This is a genomic window from Flagellimonas algarum, assembly GCF_040513375.1.
GTDB lineage: Bacteria > Bacteroidota > Bacteroidia > Flavobacteriales > Flavobacteriaceae > Flagellimonas_B > Flagellimonas_B algarum.
In genome coordinates this window covers 328,150-344,938 of sequence record NZ_JBEVTG010000001.1, presented here as the reverse complement: position 1 = coordinate 344,938, position 16,789 = coordinate 328,150, and the positions used below count along the sequence as shown (strand labels likewise).

Annotated in this window: 9 protein-coding genes and 1 tRNA gene; 7 read left to right on the top strand and 3 right to left on the bottom strand. The window is 48.6% G+C overall.

Features of this window, described 5'->3' with window-relative positions; all coding sequences use genetic code 11:
• Complete coding sequence (gene polA / locus ABV409_RS01590; RefSeq protein WP_353875788.1) at window positions 1–2,835, bottom strand: DNA polymerase I; 2,835 nt, start codon at window positions 2,833–2,835, stop codon at window positions 1–3.
• 117 nt (window positions 2,836–2,952) lie between these two features.
• Entirely contained in the window at window positions 2,953–3,966 is a 1,014-nt protein-coding gene (locus tag ABV409_RS01585) for an isoaspartyl peptidase/L-asparaginase family protein (RefSeq protein WP_353875787.1), read from the bottom strand.
• 37 nt (window positions 3,967–4,003) lie between these two features.
• On the opposite strand from ABV409_RS01585, the gene ABV409_RS01580 reads away from it, so the two are divergent.
• The 3 genes from ABV409_RS01580 to ABV409_RS01570 all read left to right on the top strand — a co-directional run bounded on the left by ABV409_RS01580 (window position 4,004) and on the right by ABV409_RS01570 (window position 6,401).
• Window positions 4,004–4,735: a copper homeostasis protein CutC gene (locus ABV409_RS01580; RefSeq protein WP_353875786.1), complete on the top strand. Its 732-nt coding sequence runs from the start codon at window positions 4,004–4,006 to the stop codon at window positions 4,733–4,735.
• Between the two features lie 42 nt (window positions 4,736–4,777).
• Window positions 4,778–6,013 (top strand): metallophosphoesterase, encoded by a 1,236-nt coding sequence (locus ABV409_RS01575; RefSeq protein WP_353875785.1) that lies wholly within the window; start codon window positions 4,778–4,780, stop codon window positions 6,011–6,013.
• Between the two features lie 91 nt (window positions 6,014–6,104).
• The gene (locus ABV409_RS01570) at window positions 6,105–6,401 is read left to right on the top strand and encodes a thioredoxin family protein (RefSeq protein ID WP_353875784.1); all 297 of its coding nucleotides are present in this window, start codon (window positions 6,105–6,107) and stop codon (window positions 6,399–6,401) included.
• Between the two features lie 52 nt (window positions 6,402–6,453).
• Here the strand turns inward: ABV409_RS01570 and ABV409_RS01565 are convergent, their stop codons facing one another.
• Window positions 6,454–9,807 carry a glycosyltransferase family 117 protein gene (locus tag ABV409_RS01565; protein ID WP_353875783.1) on the bottom strand — a complete coding sequence of 1,118 codons (3,354 nt, stop codon included), beginning with the start codon at window positions 9,805–9,807 and terminating at the stop codon, window positions 6,454–6,456.
• A gap of 150 nt (window positions 9,808–9,957) precedes the next feature.
• Between ABV409_RS01565 and ABV409_RS01560 the strand changes: the two genes are divergently transcribed.
• The 4 genes from ABV409_RS01560 to ABV409_RS01545 all read left to right on the top strand — a co-directional run bounded on the left by ABV409_RS01560 (window position 9,958) and on the right by ABV409_RS01545 (window position 16,779).
• Window positions 9,958–10,029: transfer RNA gene (locus ABV409_RS01560), tRNA-Gln, on the top strand.
• Between the two features lie 165 nt (window positions 10,030–10,194).
• On the top strand, window positions 10,195–12,540 hold the full coding sequence (locus tag ABV409_RS01555) for a TolC family protein (protein ID WP_353875782.1): 2,346 nt from the start codon (window positions 10,195–10,197) through the stop codon (window positions 12,538–12,540).
• Between the two features lie 17 nt (window positions 12,541–12,557).
• Complete coding sequence (locus ABV409_RS01550) at window positions 12,558–13,640, top strand: efflux RND transporter periplasmic adaptor subunit (RefSeq protein WP_353875781.1); 1,083 nt, start codon at window positions 12,558–12,560, stop codon at window positions 13,638–13,640.
• 25 nt (window positions 13,641–13,665) lie between these two features.
• Window positions 13,666–16,779: an efflux RND transporter permease subunit gene (locus ABV409_RS01545; protein WP_353875780.1), complete on the top strand. Its 3,114-nt coding sequence runs from the start codon at window positions 13,666–13,668 to the stop codon at window positions 16,777–16,779.
• Window positions 16,780–16,789 lie beyond the last annotated feature (10 nt).

Here is a 16,789-nt window from a genome sequence, read left to right as displayed (position 1 = left end):
TTAATGGGCTTCCAACCAATTGTTGCCGACACCCACCTCGACGTCCAACGGAACTTTCATGAGGTAGGCATTTTCCATTTCGCTTTTGATCAGTGCTTTCATCGCTTCCAATTCGGGTTTGTAGCAATCGAACACCAATTCATCATGCACCTGTAAGAGCATTTTGGTTCGGTAGTTGCCCTCGTTCAGTTTTTTATGGATGTTGATCATCGCGATCTTGATGATATCGGCCGCGCTTCCTTGTATGGGCGCGTTAACGGCGTTACGTTCGGCGGCCCCGCGCACGACTTGGTTACCGGCATTGATGTCCTTCAAATAACGTCGTCGACCAAGTACCGTTTGCACATAGCCGTTATCACGGGCAAAATCGACCTGTTCGCCCATGTAGTTTCGAAGCTTTGGATAGGTTTTATAATAGGTCTCGATCAGTTCTTTGGCCTCCGAGCGACTGAGATCGGTCTGGTTGCTCAAACCGAAAGCCGAAACCCCATAAATGATCCCAAAATTCACCGTTTTGGCATTGCTCCGCTGTTCACGGGTCACTTCTTCCAAGGGCACCCCGAATACCCGCGATGCGGTAGAAGCGTGGATGTCTTCCCCGTTTTTAAAAGCCGAGATCATGGTGTCTTCCTCGCTCAATGCCGCGATGATCCGCAATTCGATTTGTGAATAATCGGCGGCTAGGAGTACATGGTTATCATCCCTGGGGATAAACGCCTTCCTGACTTGACGTCCCCGTTCCGTTCGGATGGGGATGTTCTGTAAATTCGGATTGTTGCTGCTCAACCTTCCGGTAGCGGCCACGGTTTGCATATAGTCGGTATGCACTCGGCCGCTATGCGCTTGCACTTCGTTCGGAAGGGCATCGACATAGGTGCTTTTCAACTTGGCCAATCCGCGGTAATCGAGCACATTTTGGATGATCTCATGGTCTTTGGCCAGATAGGACAATACCTCTTCAGAGGTACTGTACTGGCCTGTTTTGGTTTTTTTCGGTTTCTCGACCAGATTCATTTTCCCGAATAAGATCTCACCCAACTGTTTGGGGGATGCGATATTGAATTGTTCGCCGGCCTGTTCATAGATTTGGGCTTCCAAACGTTTGATGTCGCTTTCAAGATCGACCGATAGCTCGTTCAAAAAAGACTCGTCCAAATTGATCCCTTCGCGTTCCATATCGGCCAATACCCGAAGCAGGGGTACCTCGATGTCCTGAAATAGCGTATCGGTCTTGGCAGCTTCCAGTTCGGGCCTGAAATGTTGTGATAATTGTAAGGTGATATCCGCATCCTCGACCGCATACTCCGTCTGCTTTTCAAGCGGTACTTGGCGCATACTCAACTGGTTTTTCCCTTTTTTGCCGATCAACTCCGTAATCGAAACCGGGGTATAGTTGAGGTAGGTCTCCGAAAGAACGTCCATATTATGACGCATATCCGGATTGATCAAATAGTGCGCCAACATGGTATCGAAGAGCTTTCCTTTGACGTCGACCCCATAGTTCTGCATGACCTTGATGTCGTATTTCAAGTTTTGCCCGATTTTTTCGATTGCTTCATCCTCAAAGAACGGTCGTAGTTTTTCAACCCGTTGCTGCGTTTGTTCCCGGTCTTCGGGCATGGGTACATAAAAACCCTTGCCGCTTTCCCAAGAAAAGGCGATGCCCACCAATTCGGCTTCTAGCGGATTGATCGACGTGGTTTCGGTATCGAAACAGACTGAGGTCTGTTGTGATAGTTTTCCAACGAAAAGGTCAAGAGCGATGTCTGCCTGAATGAGCTGGTAAAAATGGGAAACATCGGCAATCGTTTTCCGGCCGCTGGAATCTTTGATCGTGGCCGCCGCTTCAGCCGGATCCCCGCCGAACAACGAAAACTGTCCACTTCCGGCAACCTGGGCCGGGGCGGTTTGTTTTTGGACGGTTGCCGTCGTTTGGGTCTCAGGCCCACCTTCGGCATAGAGTTTGGCGAATTGTTCCTTTAACCTCCTGAATTCAAGCTCATCGAACAAAGTCTGTACTTTGGCCGTATCGGGCGCGCACATTTCATAGTCCTTGGCGTCGAACGTAACGTCACAATCAAGTTTGATTTCGGCCAATTTCCGTGATAACCGGCCGAGTTCGGCATTGGCTTCGACCTTCTCCTTCATTTTCCCTTTCAGCTGATCCGTATTGGCCAAAAGGCCTTCCAGGGATCCGAATTGGGCCAGGAACTTTTGCGCGGTCTTGTCGCCGACACCGGGTAAACCGGGAATATTGTCGCTGGCATCCCCCATCATACCCAAATAATCGATGACCTGTTCTGGGCGTTCGACCCCGAATCGTTTTTGAACTTCGGGAATGCCCCAAATTTCGATTCCGTTGCCCATACGGGCAGGCCGGTACATGAAAATGTTTTCCGAGACCAGTTGGCCAAAGTCTTTATCAGGCGTGACCATGTAGGTTTTGAATCCTTCTTTCTCAGCTTGTTTGGCCAAAGTACCGATCAGATCATCGGCTTCATACCCGGCCAATTCAATCACGGGGATCTTCAAGGCTTTAAGGATGTCTTGTATATAGGGTACCGCAATGCGTATAGCGTCGGGTGTTTCGTCGCGATTCGCTTTATAGTCTTCAAAAAGCTCGGTGCGTTCGACACTGCCGCCCTTGTCAAAGGCCACTGCCAAATGATCCGGTTTTTCGCGACGGATCACATCGAACAAGGAGTTCATAAAGCCCATGATGGCCGAAGTGTCCATCCCCTTGGAATTGATTCTAGGATTCTTGATAAAAGCATAATACCCCCTGAAAATCAGGGCATAGGCGTCTAAAAGGAACAGTCTTTTCTGGTCGGACATTCGTGTGCGCTTAAAAAGTTACTTGTCGTTTGTACATCTCGGAAGTGCTTCTAAAAGTAGAAAAAAGAGAGGATAAAAAAACGATCCGTCCCACGACTTTTCCACAAGCGCTGTTTTTTAAGAAATCACATGATCTTCAGTGTCGGAATAAAAACTCTCAGACCCCATATTTTCATGACCGCTTGGATCGAACTTGCGGTAACTGAACCCTGGGTGCACACAGTAGGCACCCGTTTCGCCCTGCTTGTTTATGGCTAAAAACCCGATCTGGAAATCTTTCCGACCTTCGTTTTTCTTCATGATCCTTTTGACCCCTTCTTCACAAGCCTCTTGGGGCGATTTACCTTGACGCATCAATTCGACGATCAAAAAGCTGCCCACCGTTCTGATGACCTCTTCACCTACCCCGGTAGCGGTGGCACCACCGACTTCGTTATCAACGAAAAGTCCGGCCCCGATGATCGGCGAATCCCCGACCCTACCGCCGTATTTGTAAGCCATGCCGCTGGTGGTACATGCCCCTGAAATATCCCCGTTCTTATCGATGGCCAGCATGCCTATGGTATCGTGGTTCTCAATATTGATGACCGTCTCGTACTTCGATTCGACCAACCATTCTTCATATTGTCTTCGCGTGCTATCGGTCAGCAGTTCTTCTTTCTTAAAACCCTGTTCGTAGGCGAATTGTTCGGCCCCTTTTCCGGCCAAGATGATGTGAGGGGTTTCTTCCATGACCTTACGTGCAACCGAAATGGGGTGGGCGATGTTTTGAAGATAGACCACTGACCCGCAATTGCCGTCTTTATCCATGATACAGGCATCGAGGGTAACATTACCGTCACGGTCGGGCCGACCACCCTTGCCGACCGTTTCATTGGTTACATCGGCTTCTTCAACACGGACCCCTTGTTCAACGGCATCCAAACTCGATCCACCGCTATCCAATACTTCCCAGGCTTTTGCCGAAGCGTTTTTAAAGTCCCAAGTACAGACGACGATCGGTTTGACTGGAGGTTTTTTCGAGGTATCGGCGACTGGTGTGGCATCGTTTTTACAGGAACTTACCAAAGGGGTCGAAACAATGGCTGCGGCCGAAAGGCCTGAATTTTTCAAGAATGTACGGCGTTGCATGATAGGTTGCTTAACTTTAGATTCTAAAGATACCGAAATGCTTGTAGAAGTTTGTGCCAACAGTTTGGATTCAGCCCTCCGTGCCCAAGAGGCCGGTGCCGATCGCATCGAACTGTGCAGCGAGCTGGGGGTTGGCGGCATCACCCCTTCGTATGGGTTGATCGCCATGGTCAAAGATCGATTGGCTATTCCGGTGCATGTACTTATCCGCCCTCGAAGTGGCCATTTTACCTACTCGCCCCATGAATTCCAGATTATGCTTGCTGATATCGAACACTGCGTTTCTTTTGGTGTCGATGGTATCGTTAGCGGAGTGTTGCTAGCCGACCACGGTTTGGATATCGATCGTACCCGCATCTTGGTCGAACGCGCCGGAACCTTACCGGTTACCTTCCACCGGGCCTTTGATTGGATTCCGCATCCCGAATCGGCCTTGAAGGCTTTGGAAGCACTGGGGGTTCGAACCGTCTTGACTTCGGGCCAAGCGGATTCGGCCGAAGTCGGATTGGCGAACTTGGCCGGTTGGCAGCGGCAAACGGATATGACCGTGCTGGCGGGTGGGGGTATTCGGCCCGACAATGCCGAACGATTTTTGGAGGCTGGGCTTCGGGCCATTCACTGTTCGGCCACTGCTTTTGAAAATAAGGTCGCCACCCTTGACCGTATTTCGATGAATTCGGAACGTCATTTGGCAGAAGACCGAATCGCTGTAACGAATGCCGACCTTCTTCGTCAAATCATAAGTGCGGTTAAATCCAAGGCCGTTTGAATGCGAACGGTTTAAAGAATTAGTTTTGTAAAAAGATATCGAATGACACGATTTATCATCATACTATCCATACTGTATCTGTTGCTTGCCTTTTATGGTTTTCAAGCCTTCAAAACCTTGTTCAAAAGTCCTTGGGCGCAACTGGGTTATGGTATTGCCTTTTTGGCGGTGTGGATCAATCTGGTCATTCGCGTCGCGACCTATGAACCCGGCATGGCCATGCGGGAACACATCGCGATAGCCGGGGGCATATTTTTCTCTTTTTTCCTGTTGGCCTTATTTCTGGGTTTTTTCATGTTATTGGAAGATTTGATACGTCTGTTCGCTTATGGATACCACAAGATCGCCGGTGTCAAAGAAGAAGGGGCGGCCTTTTTCCCCTCAAGGCGGAAATTCGTGAGTGCTATCGGACTAGGAATCGCGGCCTTGCCTTTCGGGGCCTTGCTCTACGGTATGTACAAAGGCAAATACAATTATAAGGTCTTGAAATACGAGCTGGAGTTCGACGATTTGCCCGAGGCATTCCACGGGTATACGTTGACCCAGATTTCCGATGTACACAGCGGTAGTTTCGATGATAAGGAAAAGGTTTCCTATGGGGTTGATTTGATCAATGCCCAAGAAAGCGACGTCATCTTTTTTACAGGGGATCTCGTCAATGATCGCGCTACCGAAATGGATCCATGGAAAGGCGTGTTCGCGAAATTGCGAGCCAAAGATGGTGTGTATTCGGTTTTGGGGAACCACGATTATGGTGATTATACCTCATGGCCCTCAGAAGCGGAAAAGGCCAAGAACCTCGACGATTTGAAGTCTCTACAGCGTGATATGGGGTTTGACCTTTTGTTGAACGAGCATCGTTATCTGGAACGCAATGGGCAACGAATCGCCCTGGTGGGTGTCGAAAACTGGGGTGCAGGTGGTTTTAAGAAAGCCGGTGACCTGAAGAAAGCCGCTTCCCAAATCGATAAAGCCGATTTCAAGATTTTGTTGAGCCACGACCCTTCGCATTGGGAGCAGCAGGTCATCCATGATGAATACCATTATCATTTGACCTTGAGTGGCCATACCCACGGTATGCAGTTCGGGATCGAAATCCCGGGTTGGTTCAAATGGAGCCCGGTGAAATGGCGCTATAAGTATTGGGCAGGGGTCTATGAAGAATTGGGCCAATACATCAATGTGAACCGAGGTTTCGGATTTATCGGATACCCTGGTCGGGTCGGGATTTGGCCTGAAATTTCAGTGATTACCTTAAAAAGGAAAGGTTTAACGTGAATTTAACCTAAATCAGTTGCCTAATGGGCTTACTTCACGTAGTACTTTAACAAATTTTCTTACTTTTGGTCAGGAAATTAACGTTTTTACCATGTCCAAATTTGGTGAACTTATTGATTTGAATGTTCCGGTCCTGCTAGACTTCTATGCCGATTGGAACGAGCAGTCCGCATCGATGCATCCTGTCCTTCGTGATGTCGCTGCTGCCTTGGGTGATAAAGGTAAGGTGATCAAAATCGATGTCGATAAGAACAAAGAACTTTCCCAGGCACTACGGATCAAAGGGCTTCCTACTTTGATGATCTACAAAAAAGGTGAAATGGTCTGGCGACAAAGTGGTGAACAAGACGCCAATACCTTGATCGGTATTTTGAGCGAGTACATTTAACCTCCCAAGTATTAAATAATCAAAAGGTTTCCTTGGCAGTCCTAAGGAATTCCTATTCATTGACAGGCACCGAGTCCTCTAGAACGTCCGTACTATCGATGGTTAGGGTATCTTCCATATCGGGATCCGGTAAATCCGGTTCGAAATAGTCGGACTCCTCCCCAATGAATTGGGAGAACAGGTCGATGTATTCGTTGAAGATCAAGGTTTCTTTTTCGGCCCATTCGCGGTCTTGGTTACGTATGATGATGTCGATATTACGGCGATAGCCCTCCATATCCGAAAGGATATCCTCCAAGCGATTGTATTGTTCATCTCTTGGGATCCCAGCATAATACGTTAGCCGTTCTTGGTACACTTTTTTCAATTTGGTAAAGAGCTCGCGGGCTTTTTCCTGTTCACCCACTTTGTAATAACCGTCGACGAAAGGCTCGACAAAAGCATAGAACCCAAAATACTCGAACGGCATATTGGTCATGGCCATATCGATGACGTTCTTGGCCTTGTCGATTTTGTTCTCGTCGATCAGGGTTTCGGTCAGACGTGCCAAATTACCTCGGAACGATAGTCCTTGTGAGCGGGTCTGTGGATCGTGATAGATGGCATCACTTCCGGCATTGCCCCAATCCCATTCCGATACGATATCGTACATCAATTCGCTGTCGATACGTCCCATTTCAAAGGGGCTGTCGTATTCGGTTTTTATCGGTACCAGCTTGTAGACCAAGCCATCCAATTGCAGGTAATCCTTCATCCAGATGTACTCTGCGTTATCGAAGCTGCCCCCTGAGAAATAAATAGGCCGTTTCCAATCGTTGTTGGCGATCACATCCAACATCAAGATGCGGTTCTTTGGCAAGGCGCTTTTTGGAAGGTCGATGTCGATGTAATCCAAGATCAAAGCCGAATCCTTGGCCTTGACCAAGCCACTTTCCAAAACATTCTTTTTATTGACCGGGATGCGGATTTTATTGGTCGGGTAATAAACGATGTCCAAATTGCTTTCCGAATAGGCGCTGACATCACCACCTCCTTGTTCAACGATGAACTTGAATTTGGTCTGAGGGTTATCGCTTTCGATCCAATTCATAAAATCCTTGATGCTCCATCGACTTTCGGAAACCTCGCGGCCGAAGACCTGATCTACCTTTTGGTAATAGACCGCGTCGCGTGTACCGAAACGGTACTTATCGTGGGTCAGTTGCGAAGGGATCGGGTCGCTGTCATAGGCTTTGCGTTTCATTTGATCGATATACCAATCGGTGGCAAAGAGGCTGGTGTTCACAACCCTTACATCGGTGCGATGGCCCTCGATGTCTTGGGCGTACCAAAGTGGAAAGGTATCGTTGTCACCAATGGTGAACAAAATAGCACCCGCATCCTCTTGACAGGAATCCAAATAGGCTTTGGCCGTTGATTTCGCGGTGTATCGCCCGGATCGGTCATGGTCGTCCCAATTCTGGTAAGCCATGAGCAGTGGTACGGCGGCCAAACAAAGCAAGGTCGTCAAGGGTGCCGCTATTTTGGCCTTGGTCAGTTTTTTGATTTCTTCGAACAGGCCATAGACCCCAAGTCCTATCCAGATACAGAAAATAAAGAAGGAGCCGACCAATGAGTAATCGCGTTCCCTTGGCTGGAAGATATATGGATTGGTGTAAAACTGAATGGCGAGTCCGGTGAACATGAAGAACACGAACAGCACCCAAAAGTGTTTCGGGTTTCTCGAAATTTGGAAAACGATCCCGATGATCCCCAAAATAAAGGGAAGGAAGAAATAGGTGTTGCGTCCTTTATTATCGAGCACATCGCTCGGTAGGTTGTCTTGACTGCCCAAACGGATGCTGTCGATCATGCCGATGCCGCTTAGCCATTGCCCATTGTTGTCGTATTTGCCTTGCACGTCGTTTTGACGCCCGACAAAGTTCCACATGAAATACCGCATGTACATGTACCCGAACTGGAAATCGAACAGATAGGTCAGGTTTTGCCCAAGGGTAGGGGGTTGTACCTCAATGTAATCACTGAAGCTCCGCAAGAACTTGATGTATTGCTCCGTATCGATTTCTCCTCGGTTGTTCAAATCCCGGAACTCGGCTACAGCACCCCGAAGGTCGGTATTCGAGATGTACTCCGGTTTGATCCTGAATTCAAGGCGGTCGAAATACCGCATATAGTTTTCGGCATGTTGGTCGCTCCATAAACGGGGCATGATGCCGACATGTTTTTTATTGGGTCCTTGTAGGGCGTTTTCGTAGTTGTTGACGATAACGTATTTTCCTAGTTTTCGGTCTTTTTCGTATTTGGGTTTTTCATCGATATCATCACCGGGAGGCGCGAAGGTATCCGAATAATAAGAACCGTAGAACGGGCTTTCGACACCGGGGTATTGTTCGCGGTTGTAATAGGCCAAAAGCGACCGGGCGTCTTCAGGATTGTTCTCATTCACCACCGTCTGTGAATTGGCACGGATCGGAAGCATCAACCAGGATGAAAAGCCTAAAAACAGGAACATCAGGCAAAGCGTGATCGTATTGCCCAATTGGTAGCCGTTGTTCCGGGTATACCGCAAGGCAAAGTAGAACAGTGCAATGAATAGCAAGCCCATGATAATGGTTCCTGAATTGAAGGGCAGACCGACTTCGTTGATAAAGAAGACCTCGCTCCATCCGAACAATTTCAAGACATAGGTCAACGAGAATTTATAGACCAACATCAAAATACCGATAACCACGATATTCGCGATCAGGAAATTCTTGACCGTAGTCTGTTGGTACTTTTTGAAGTAATACAGCAGGCCGATTGTCGGAATGGCCAAAAAGCCCATGAACTGGATGCCGAACGTCAGCCCGATCAAAAAACAGATCAGCAACAACCATCGGTTTCCTCTGGGTTCGTCGACGTGATCGACCCATTTTAACCCCAACCAAAGTAAGAGGGCCATGATCAAACTGGCCATGGCATAGACCTCGGTCTCGACGGCGTTGAACCAAAAACTATCCGAAAAGGTAAAGGCCAAAGCGCCCACAAGCCCACTGCCTAAAATGCCAATCGCTTTGCTGTTCGAAAGCTTGTCTTTTTTGACGACCATTTTTCGGGTCAAATTCGTGATGATCCAAAAGGTGAACAAAATGGTAAAGGCGCTGGAAACCACCGAAACGGCATTGACCATCAAGGCGATTTTGGTCGGATCACCAAAAGCGAACATCGAAAAGAAAGCTCCGATCATTTGTAGCAAGGGAGCCCCGGGGGGGTGGCCGACCTGCAGTTTGGCCGAAGTACTGATGTACTCTCCGGCATCCCAAAAGCTTCCAGTGGGCTCTACCGTCAAAAAATAAGTGATCAGGGCAATCGAAAAGGCGGTCCACCCCAAGAGGGTTTCCCATTTTCCAAAATTCTTTGCAAACATGTAGCAGTCGCTTTACCGATTGGAGGCGAATTTACCAAATTAAATAGACAAGCCCGGGCATTTTAATAAAACCTTTAACAGCGGATATTGTAGCCAATTTGTTTGGAGGAACAAAAGTTTGTTTTAAATTTGCACGCTCATTTGAGCTATTGGCCTATGGTGTAATTGGCAACACAGCTGATTTTGGTTCAGTCGTTCTAGGTTCGAGTCCTAGTAGGCCAACTCTGAAAAATCCTGCTTTAAGCGGGATTTTTTGGTTTACACCCTCCTACCAAACGGGCAATCCCAAATTAAAGTAACGTTATCTTTTGTGCCAGCTCCTTCATGTTGGGCCAAAAGGGGTTTCCCTTTGTAAGAATTTCCTATATTGTTGGATAATCCAACCAGATGAAGCCATTCTACACTACCTTATTGGTCGTATGGGTCTCTTTTTGCGCTTTCGCGCAAACCAAACCGACTTATCGCGTCGGTGTCCTTTTTGATCAGCGCACCACCGAACTTGAACCTTTGATCGTTAAGTTGACCAACGAAATCAAGGCCGTGGTCGGTGAAGACGCCACGATCGAGTTCCCTGCCGATCGCTTTTTGGAAAACGACTTCGATATCGATGCGGCGCGTTCGAACTATGATCGCTTGATCCAAGATGACACCGATATCATTTTGGCGTTCGGGGTGGTCAACAATGCGATAATCAGTCCATTGGCCGAACACAAAAAGCCGACGATTTTGTTCGGTGCCGTTAATAGTGATCTCATCACCTTGGATTTGACCAAGGAAAGCTCCGGTATCGAAAATTTCACCTACCTGATTGAATCGGAATCCTACCGTACCGATTTGGCAAAGTTCAAAGCACTCAGCAATTTTTCGAATCTTGGGATCGCGATCGAAGCGCCCATTGCCGACATTTTGCCTTTTAAGGAAACCTTCGATGCCGAATTGGCCGAGTTGGGGGCCGATTATACCTTGATACCGTTCAATGACTTGAACGATATCTTAGCGGGTCTCGAGGGTATCGATGCCTTATATATGGCAGGTGGATTTTTCTTATCGCGTGACGATACCAAGGCTTTGGCAAAAGCGTGTATCGACGCCAAGATCCCTTCCTTTACGTCGAACGGCCCGCAAGATGTCGAAATCGGCCTGTTCGCCACTTTTCAAGCGGCAGAGAACCTTGACCAGTTCTTTCGGCGCATCGCTTTGACCATTGAATCCTATGTGACCGGCACCCCGCTTTCGGAGATGCCCATTTACATCGATTATACTTCTCGATTGACCATTAACTACAACACCGCCGAAGCCATCGGGGTACCTATTAAATACAGTCTGATCGGGGAAACCGATTTCGTGGGCGAGTTCAAAAACGTGCTTTCCAATAAGGAATACGATCTATTGACGGTCATCAATGATGCTTTGGAGAATAACCTGTCAATCCGGTCAGAACAAAAAAGCGTCGACCTTTCGATCCAAGATGTGAAGACGGCCAATAGCAATTACCTACCGTCGTTGACGGCTTCGGGCACGGCGACCTATGTCGATCCCGACTTGGCAGTTGTCAGCAACGGGCAAAACCCTGAGTTCTCTACGGCTGGAAACCTGACCCTCAACCAGACCCTGTTTTCGGAAGCGGCCAATGCCAACATTTCGATCCAAAAGAAATTACAGAAAGCCCAGGAAGAAGATTTCAATGCCGCCCAACTCGATCTGATTTTCGATGCCTCGAACGCGTATTTCAATACCCTGATCTTAAAGGCGAATACCCAGATCCAAGTGCGTAACGTGGATCTGACCAAACGCAACCTCGATATCGCTACACAGAATTTCGATGCCGGTCAGGCTGGGAAGTCCGACATGCTTCGTTTTCGTAGTGAATTGGCACAGAACACCCAGACCATGGTCGAAGCGATCAACCAATTGGAACAGGGCTTTTTGGCCTTGAACCAAGTGCTCAACAATCCCACCGACTATGAAATCGATGTGGCCGATGTCGAATTGAGCAAGGGCATTTTTGAACAATACAAATACGACGAGCTTTTCGGATTGTTGGATAACCCGACCTTGCGGGAACCCTTCATTGCTTTTTTGATCGAGGAGGCTATGAAGAACGCACCGGAACTCAGGGCTATTGGGTATAATTTGGAAGCCACCGATCGCAATGTGAAATTGAACGGATACGGCCGTTTTCTGCCGACTTTGGCCGTTCAAGGTCAATACAATTCGACCTTTAGCCGTTCAGGTGCCGGCAGTACCGCACCAGCGGGGTTCGGCTTGGTCGATAACAGTTACAACGCGGGCTTGAGCCTTTCCATCCCATTGATCAATCAGAACCAATCGAACATCAACCGCCAGACGGCCATCATCCAGAAAGAGCAACTCGAGATCAATAAAGACAATATCGAACTGGGCATTGCGGTCAACGTCCGCTCCGGGGTCTTGAATTTGGTGAATCAAATATCGAATATCGAGCTTTCGAAAATCTCGGAAGAAACGGCCCAAGAAGCTTTGGAACTGACCCAAACCTCCTATTCGAATGGCGCGGTGAACATCGTACAACTTTTAGATGCGCAAAACAACTATTTGAATGCCCAATTGGCACGGACCAATGCGGTATACAACTTTTTGATTAATGCCCTACAGCTCGAACGCTTCATGGGGTATTATTTTCTTTTGAATACCGAAGAGGCCAACAACGCCTTTAGGCAACGCTTTTTTGAATTTTTGAACCAACAAGATTAACCAGCAAAATTTGGAGTATGACCCGTTATAAAAAACTACTTGCGATCAGTATCGGCCTTTTGGTCCTTTCTTGTGCCGAAGAGCAAAAGCAGAGAGAACAGGCCCTGCGGCCGGTGAAATTTGAAGAGGTCGGCTATTTGGGGGGTGAAAAACTCCGCGCCTTCACTGGAACGGCGCGCACCGATAAGATCATCAACCTGAGTTTCCGCAGTTCGGGCATCATTACCCAATTCGATCTGAAATTGGGGCAGATCGTGAAGAAAGGCGATTTGCTGGCCAAATTGGACAATGTGCAATCGCGATTGGCCTATGAGCAGTCGATCACCCAACTCAATAGCGCCGCCTCACAGGTCAATACCGCCAAGCTGAGTTTGAACCGGGTGCGCACCCTTTATGAAAAAGGCAGCTCGTCGTTAAGTGATTTCGAAGCGGCCAAGAATTCGTTCAAGAATGCCGAAGAAAGTTATAAGTCGGCCAAACGTGGGGTCGAAATCCAGCAAGAACAGATCAATTACGGCTACATCTACGCCCCTGAAGACGGTACGATCGCTTCGGTTTCGGCAGAGATCGATGAGAACATCCAAGCGGGCCAGGTCGTCGCGATTTTGAACTCAGGAACCGATATGGAAATCTCTTTGGGCATCCCCGAAAGTGTGATCAATGGGGTGAATGCCGAAATGGGGGTCACGGTAACATTTTCAGCCATCCCGGGGCAGACCTTCGCCGGAAAGGTGACCGAAGTTTCTCCCGCCGTAGATTCGAATACGGCGACTTACCCGGTGACCATCGTGGTCGTTGATCCCAGTGAGGACATCAAGAGCGGTATGGCAGCCAGTGTAGCTTTTGATTTCGGGACCGGAGGGGTGAAGAATGAGCAGCTAGTGGTGCCTACCCAGGCGATCGGTGAAGACAGTGAAGGCCGCTTCGTTTTCTTAATAGAGGAAAACGGGGATGCCATTACCGTAAAAAAGCAACGCGTCACCATTGGGAAGCTTTCGGCGGAAGGATTCGAAATCGCATCCGGACTGAGCAAAGGCCAAAAAATAGCCACGGCAGGATTACAGACCTTGCTCGATGGCCAAAAGATCAAGTTGCACTAGACACCAATCCGATAAAACCGACCGCATGAACCTCGCAAAGTTTTCCATAGAAAAAAATCGGATCACCTTCATGGTGCTGGCTACGATCATCCTTTTGGGATTGGCCATGTACCTTAACCTATCCCGTGACAGCATGCCGCCGTACACGGTGCGGGTCGCTACCGTGGTCTCCCAGTTTCCCGGGGCCAGCCCTGAGCGGGTCGAGCAGCTTGTCACCGATAAGATCGAAAAGGTCGCCCAAGAATTACCTGAGCTTGACGAAGTGTCGAGTACCTCAAGGACCGGGCTTTCGGTAGTGAGCGTGACCCTGAAAGACGAAGTGGCCGAGGCCGATATGCAAGCGGTATGGGATCGCTTGCGAAGAAAACTGAATGCCTTGCAAGGGCTTCCCAGTGGGGTAACCCCCAACCTAAACGATGATGGGATCGGGGAGGTGTACGGCATCGTGGTCGGATTGACTTCCGACGGCTATTCGTATGCCGAAATGAAAGAATACGCCGATGATATCAAAGACGACTTGATCAAGCTGCCCGATGCGGCCAAAGTCGAACTGGGCGGGGCGCAAGAAGAACGGGTCTTTGTGGAGTTCGATGATTCAAGACTCAAGGAGTACAACCTTTCCGCTTCGATCTTACAACAGCGTATCGGAGCAACGAACATATTAAATTCAGGGGGTCAGGTCAATGTCGGTGACGAACGGATCATTCTCGAACCGACAGGGAATTTCAATTCGGTCGATGACATCAAAGACATGTTGATTCCGGTAGGCAACGGCACCCAATTGGTCAAATTGGGCGATATCACCAATGTGGTAAAAGGTTATGTCGACCCACCTACGCAGATTGTCAGTGTGAACGGTCGCGAGGCCATCTCTTTGCACGTAAACCTTAAAGAAAACAAGAACATCGTCGCCCTGGGTGAAGAAGTGAACCGCATCGTTAACAATTGGCAAGAACGCCTGCCGGTCGGATTGGAATTGACACGGGTTTCTTCTTTGGATACCTATATTGAAGTCAAGGTCAGCGACTTTATCGTCAACCTCATGCAATCCATCGGTATCGTCCTTTTGGTGATGCTGGTATTCTTGGGGGTACGCACCGGATTGGTCATTGCCAGTCTGATTCCGATCGTGACCATTATGACCCTGATGATCATGGGGCTGATCAATGTTGGCCTGAACCAGGTCACCCTGGCCGCTTTGATCATGGCTTTGGGGATGTTGGTCGACAATGCCATCGTCGTTGCAGAGACCATCATGGTCAAATTGGAACAAGGAATTGAAAAGAAACAGGCCGCCATTGAAGCCTTTAGCGAGTTATGGATGCCCTTATTGATTTCGACCTTGACCACCTCGGCGGCATTTTTGTCATTCTACCTATCGCCGACGACCATGGGTGATATCGTAGGTCCGATATTCGTTGTGATCACGATTGCCCTGATGTCATCCTGGATCATTGCCTTGACGGTCATCACCATGTTCTGCTACTTGTTTTTGAAGGTGGTGCCCAAGGGGGAAAAGAAACCCAGCCTCATCGACCGGACCATTTTGGTGTTGAAGACCTATTACAAAGATCTTATTCTTTGGGCTTTGGGGAATAAGTACAAGGTCATCGGAATGATCTTATTGGCCTTTTTCGTGTCCTTATTCGGCTTCACGAAAATACCGTTCATCTTCTTTCCGGATAGCGACCGGAATATGATCACTGTGGACATTAACCTGCCCGAAGGCAACAAGATCGAGACCACCCAACATGTCGTGGCCCAAATCGAACAATACATGACCGATTCGTTGAAGATCGCCGGAAATCGTGAATTGGGCATCGTCGATTGGTCCTCTTATATCGGTGAGGGTCCCGAATCCTATGATTTGGGGTATTCGCCTGATGAGGCGAATTCGAATTACGCGCATATTTTGGTGAATACCACTTCGTTCAATGAGAACAACGCCATGATCGAGAAACTTGATGGGTATTGTTTTGAGAATTTTCCGAATGCCGATATCAAAGTAGGCTTCTTGGCCGCAGGGGGTGGTGGAACACCCATTGAGATCAAGGTCTCGGGCGATGACCCCGATGCGCTTTCGAAAATCTCCGAACAGGTGAAGATCCAGCTATCCTCCATTTCGGGCACCAAGAACATCAAAGACGATTGGGGGCCGAAGAGTAAGAAGTTCTTGATCGAGATCGATCAGAACCGGGCGCAAATGGTGGGAGTGACCAGTCAAGATATCGCGACCTCTCTACAAACCGTTTTGGATGGTTTCCAGACCGGGGAATATCGTGAAGACGATAAATCGATCCCGATCCTGATGCGAAGTGATGCGAACCAACAACAAAGCTTGGGCTCGTTGGAGACACTGAATATCTATTCGCAATCCACCGGTAAAAGTGTGCCCTTGCTCCAAGTGGCCTCGATCGTTCCGGAATGGCAATATTCCAAAATCAAACGCCTTGACTTGAGGCGGACGATCAATATCAGTAGTGAGCTGCGCGAAGGGGCGAATGCCTCGGCGATTACGGCTGCGATCACTCCTTGGCTCGAAGAACAAGTTAAGACCTGGCCCGACAACTATTCTTATAAATTTGGGGGTGATGCCGAGAATACGGCAGAGAGTATGGGTTCGGTCATCGGTTACCTACCGGTTTCCGGTTTTATCATCGTATTGCTGCTGATCATCCAGTTCAACTCCTTCCGGAAAATGGGGATGGTGGTCATGACGATTCCACTGGCGATCATCGGTGTGGTCATCGGATTGTTGGTTTTTCAAGAACCCTTTGGTTTCATGCCCTTTCTTGGGGTGATTTCTTTGGCTGGGATCGTAATCAACAACGCCATTGTATTGATCGACCGTATGGAGATCGAGCAGCGCGATTTGGGTAGGAACGAACAAGATGCGGTCATTGCGGCCTGTTTGCAACGATTCCGCCCGATTCTCCTGGCGACCTTCACAACGGTACTGGGACTGATCCCCTTGTACTTGAGCGGTGGCGAAATGTGGGAAGGTATGGCCGTCAGCATTATGGTAGGCTTGCTCTTTGGTACCATCATCACCTTGCTGTTCATTCCCGCCGTATACAGCGCACTGTTCAAAGTAGGATACAAGGGGTATGAATTCAACGATGCCTTATTGGAAGACTAAGCGAAACTAA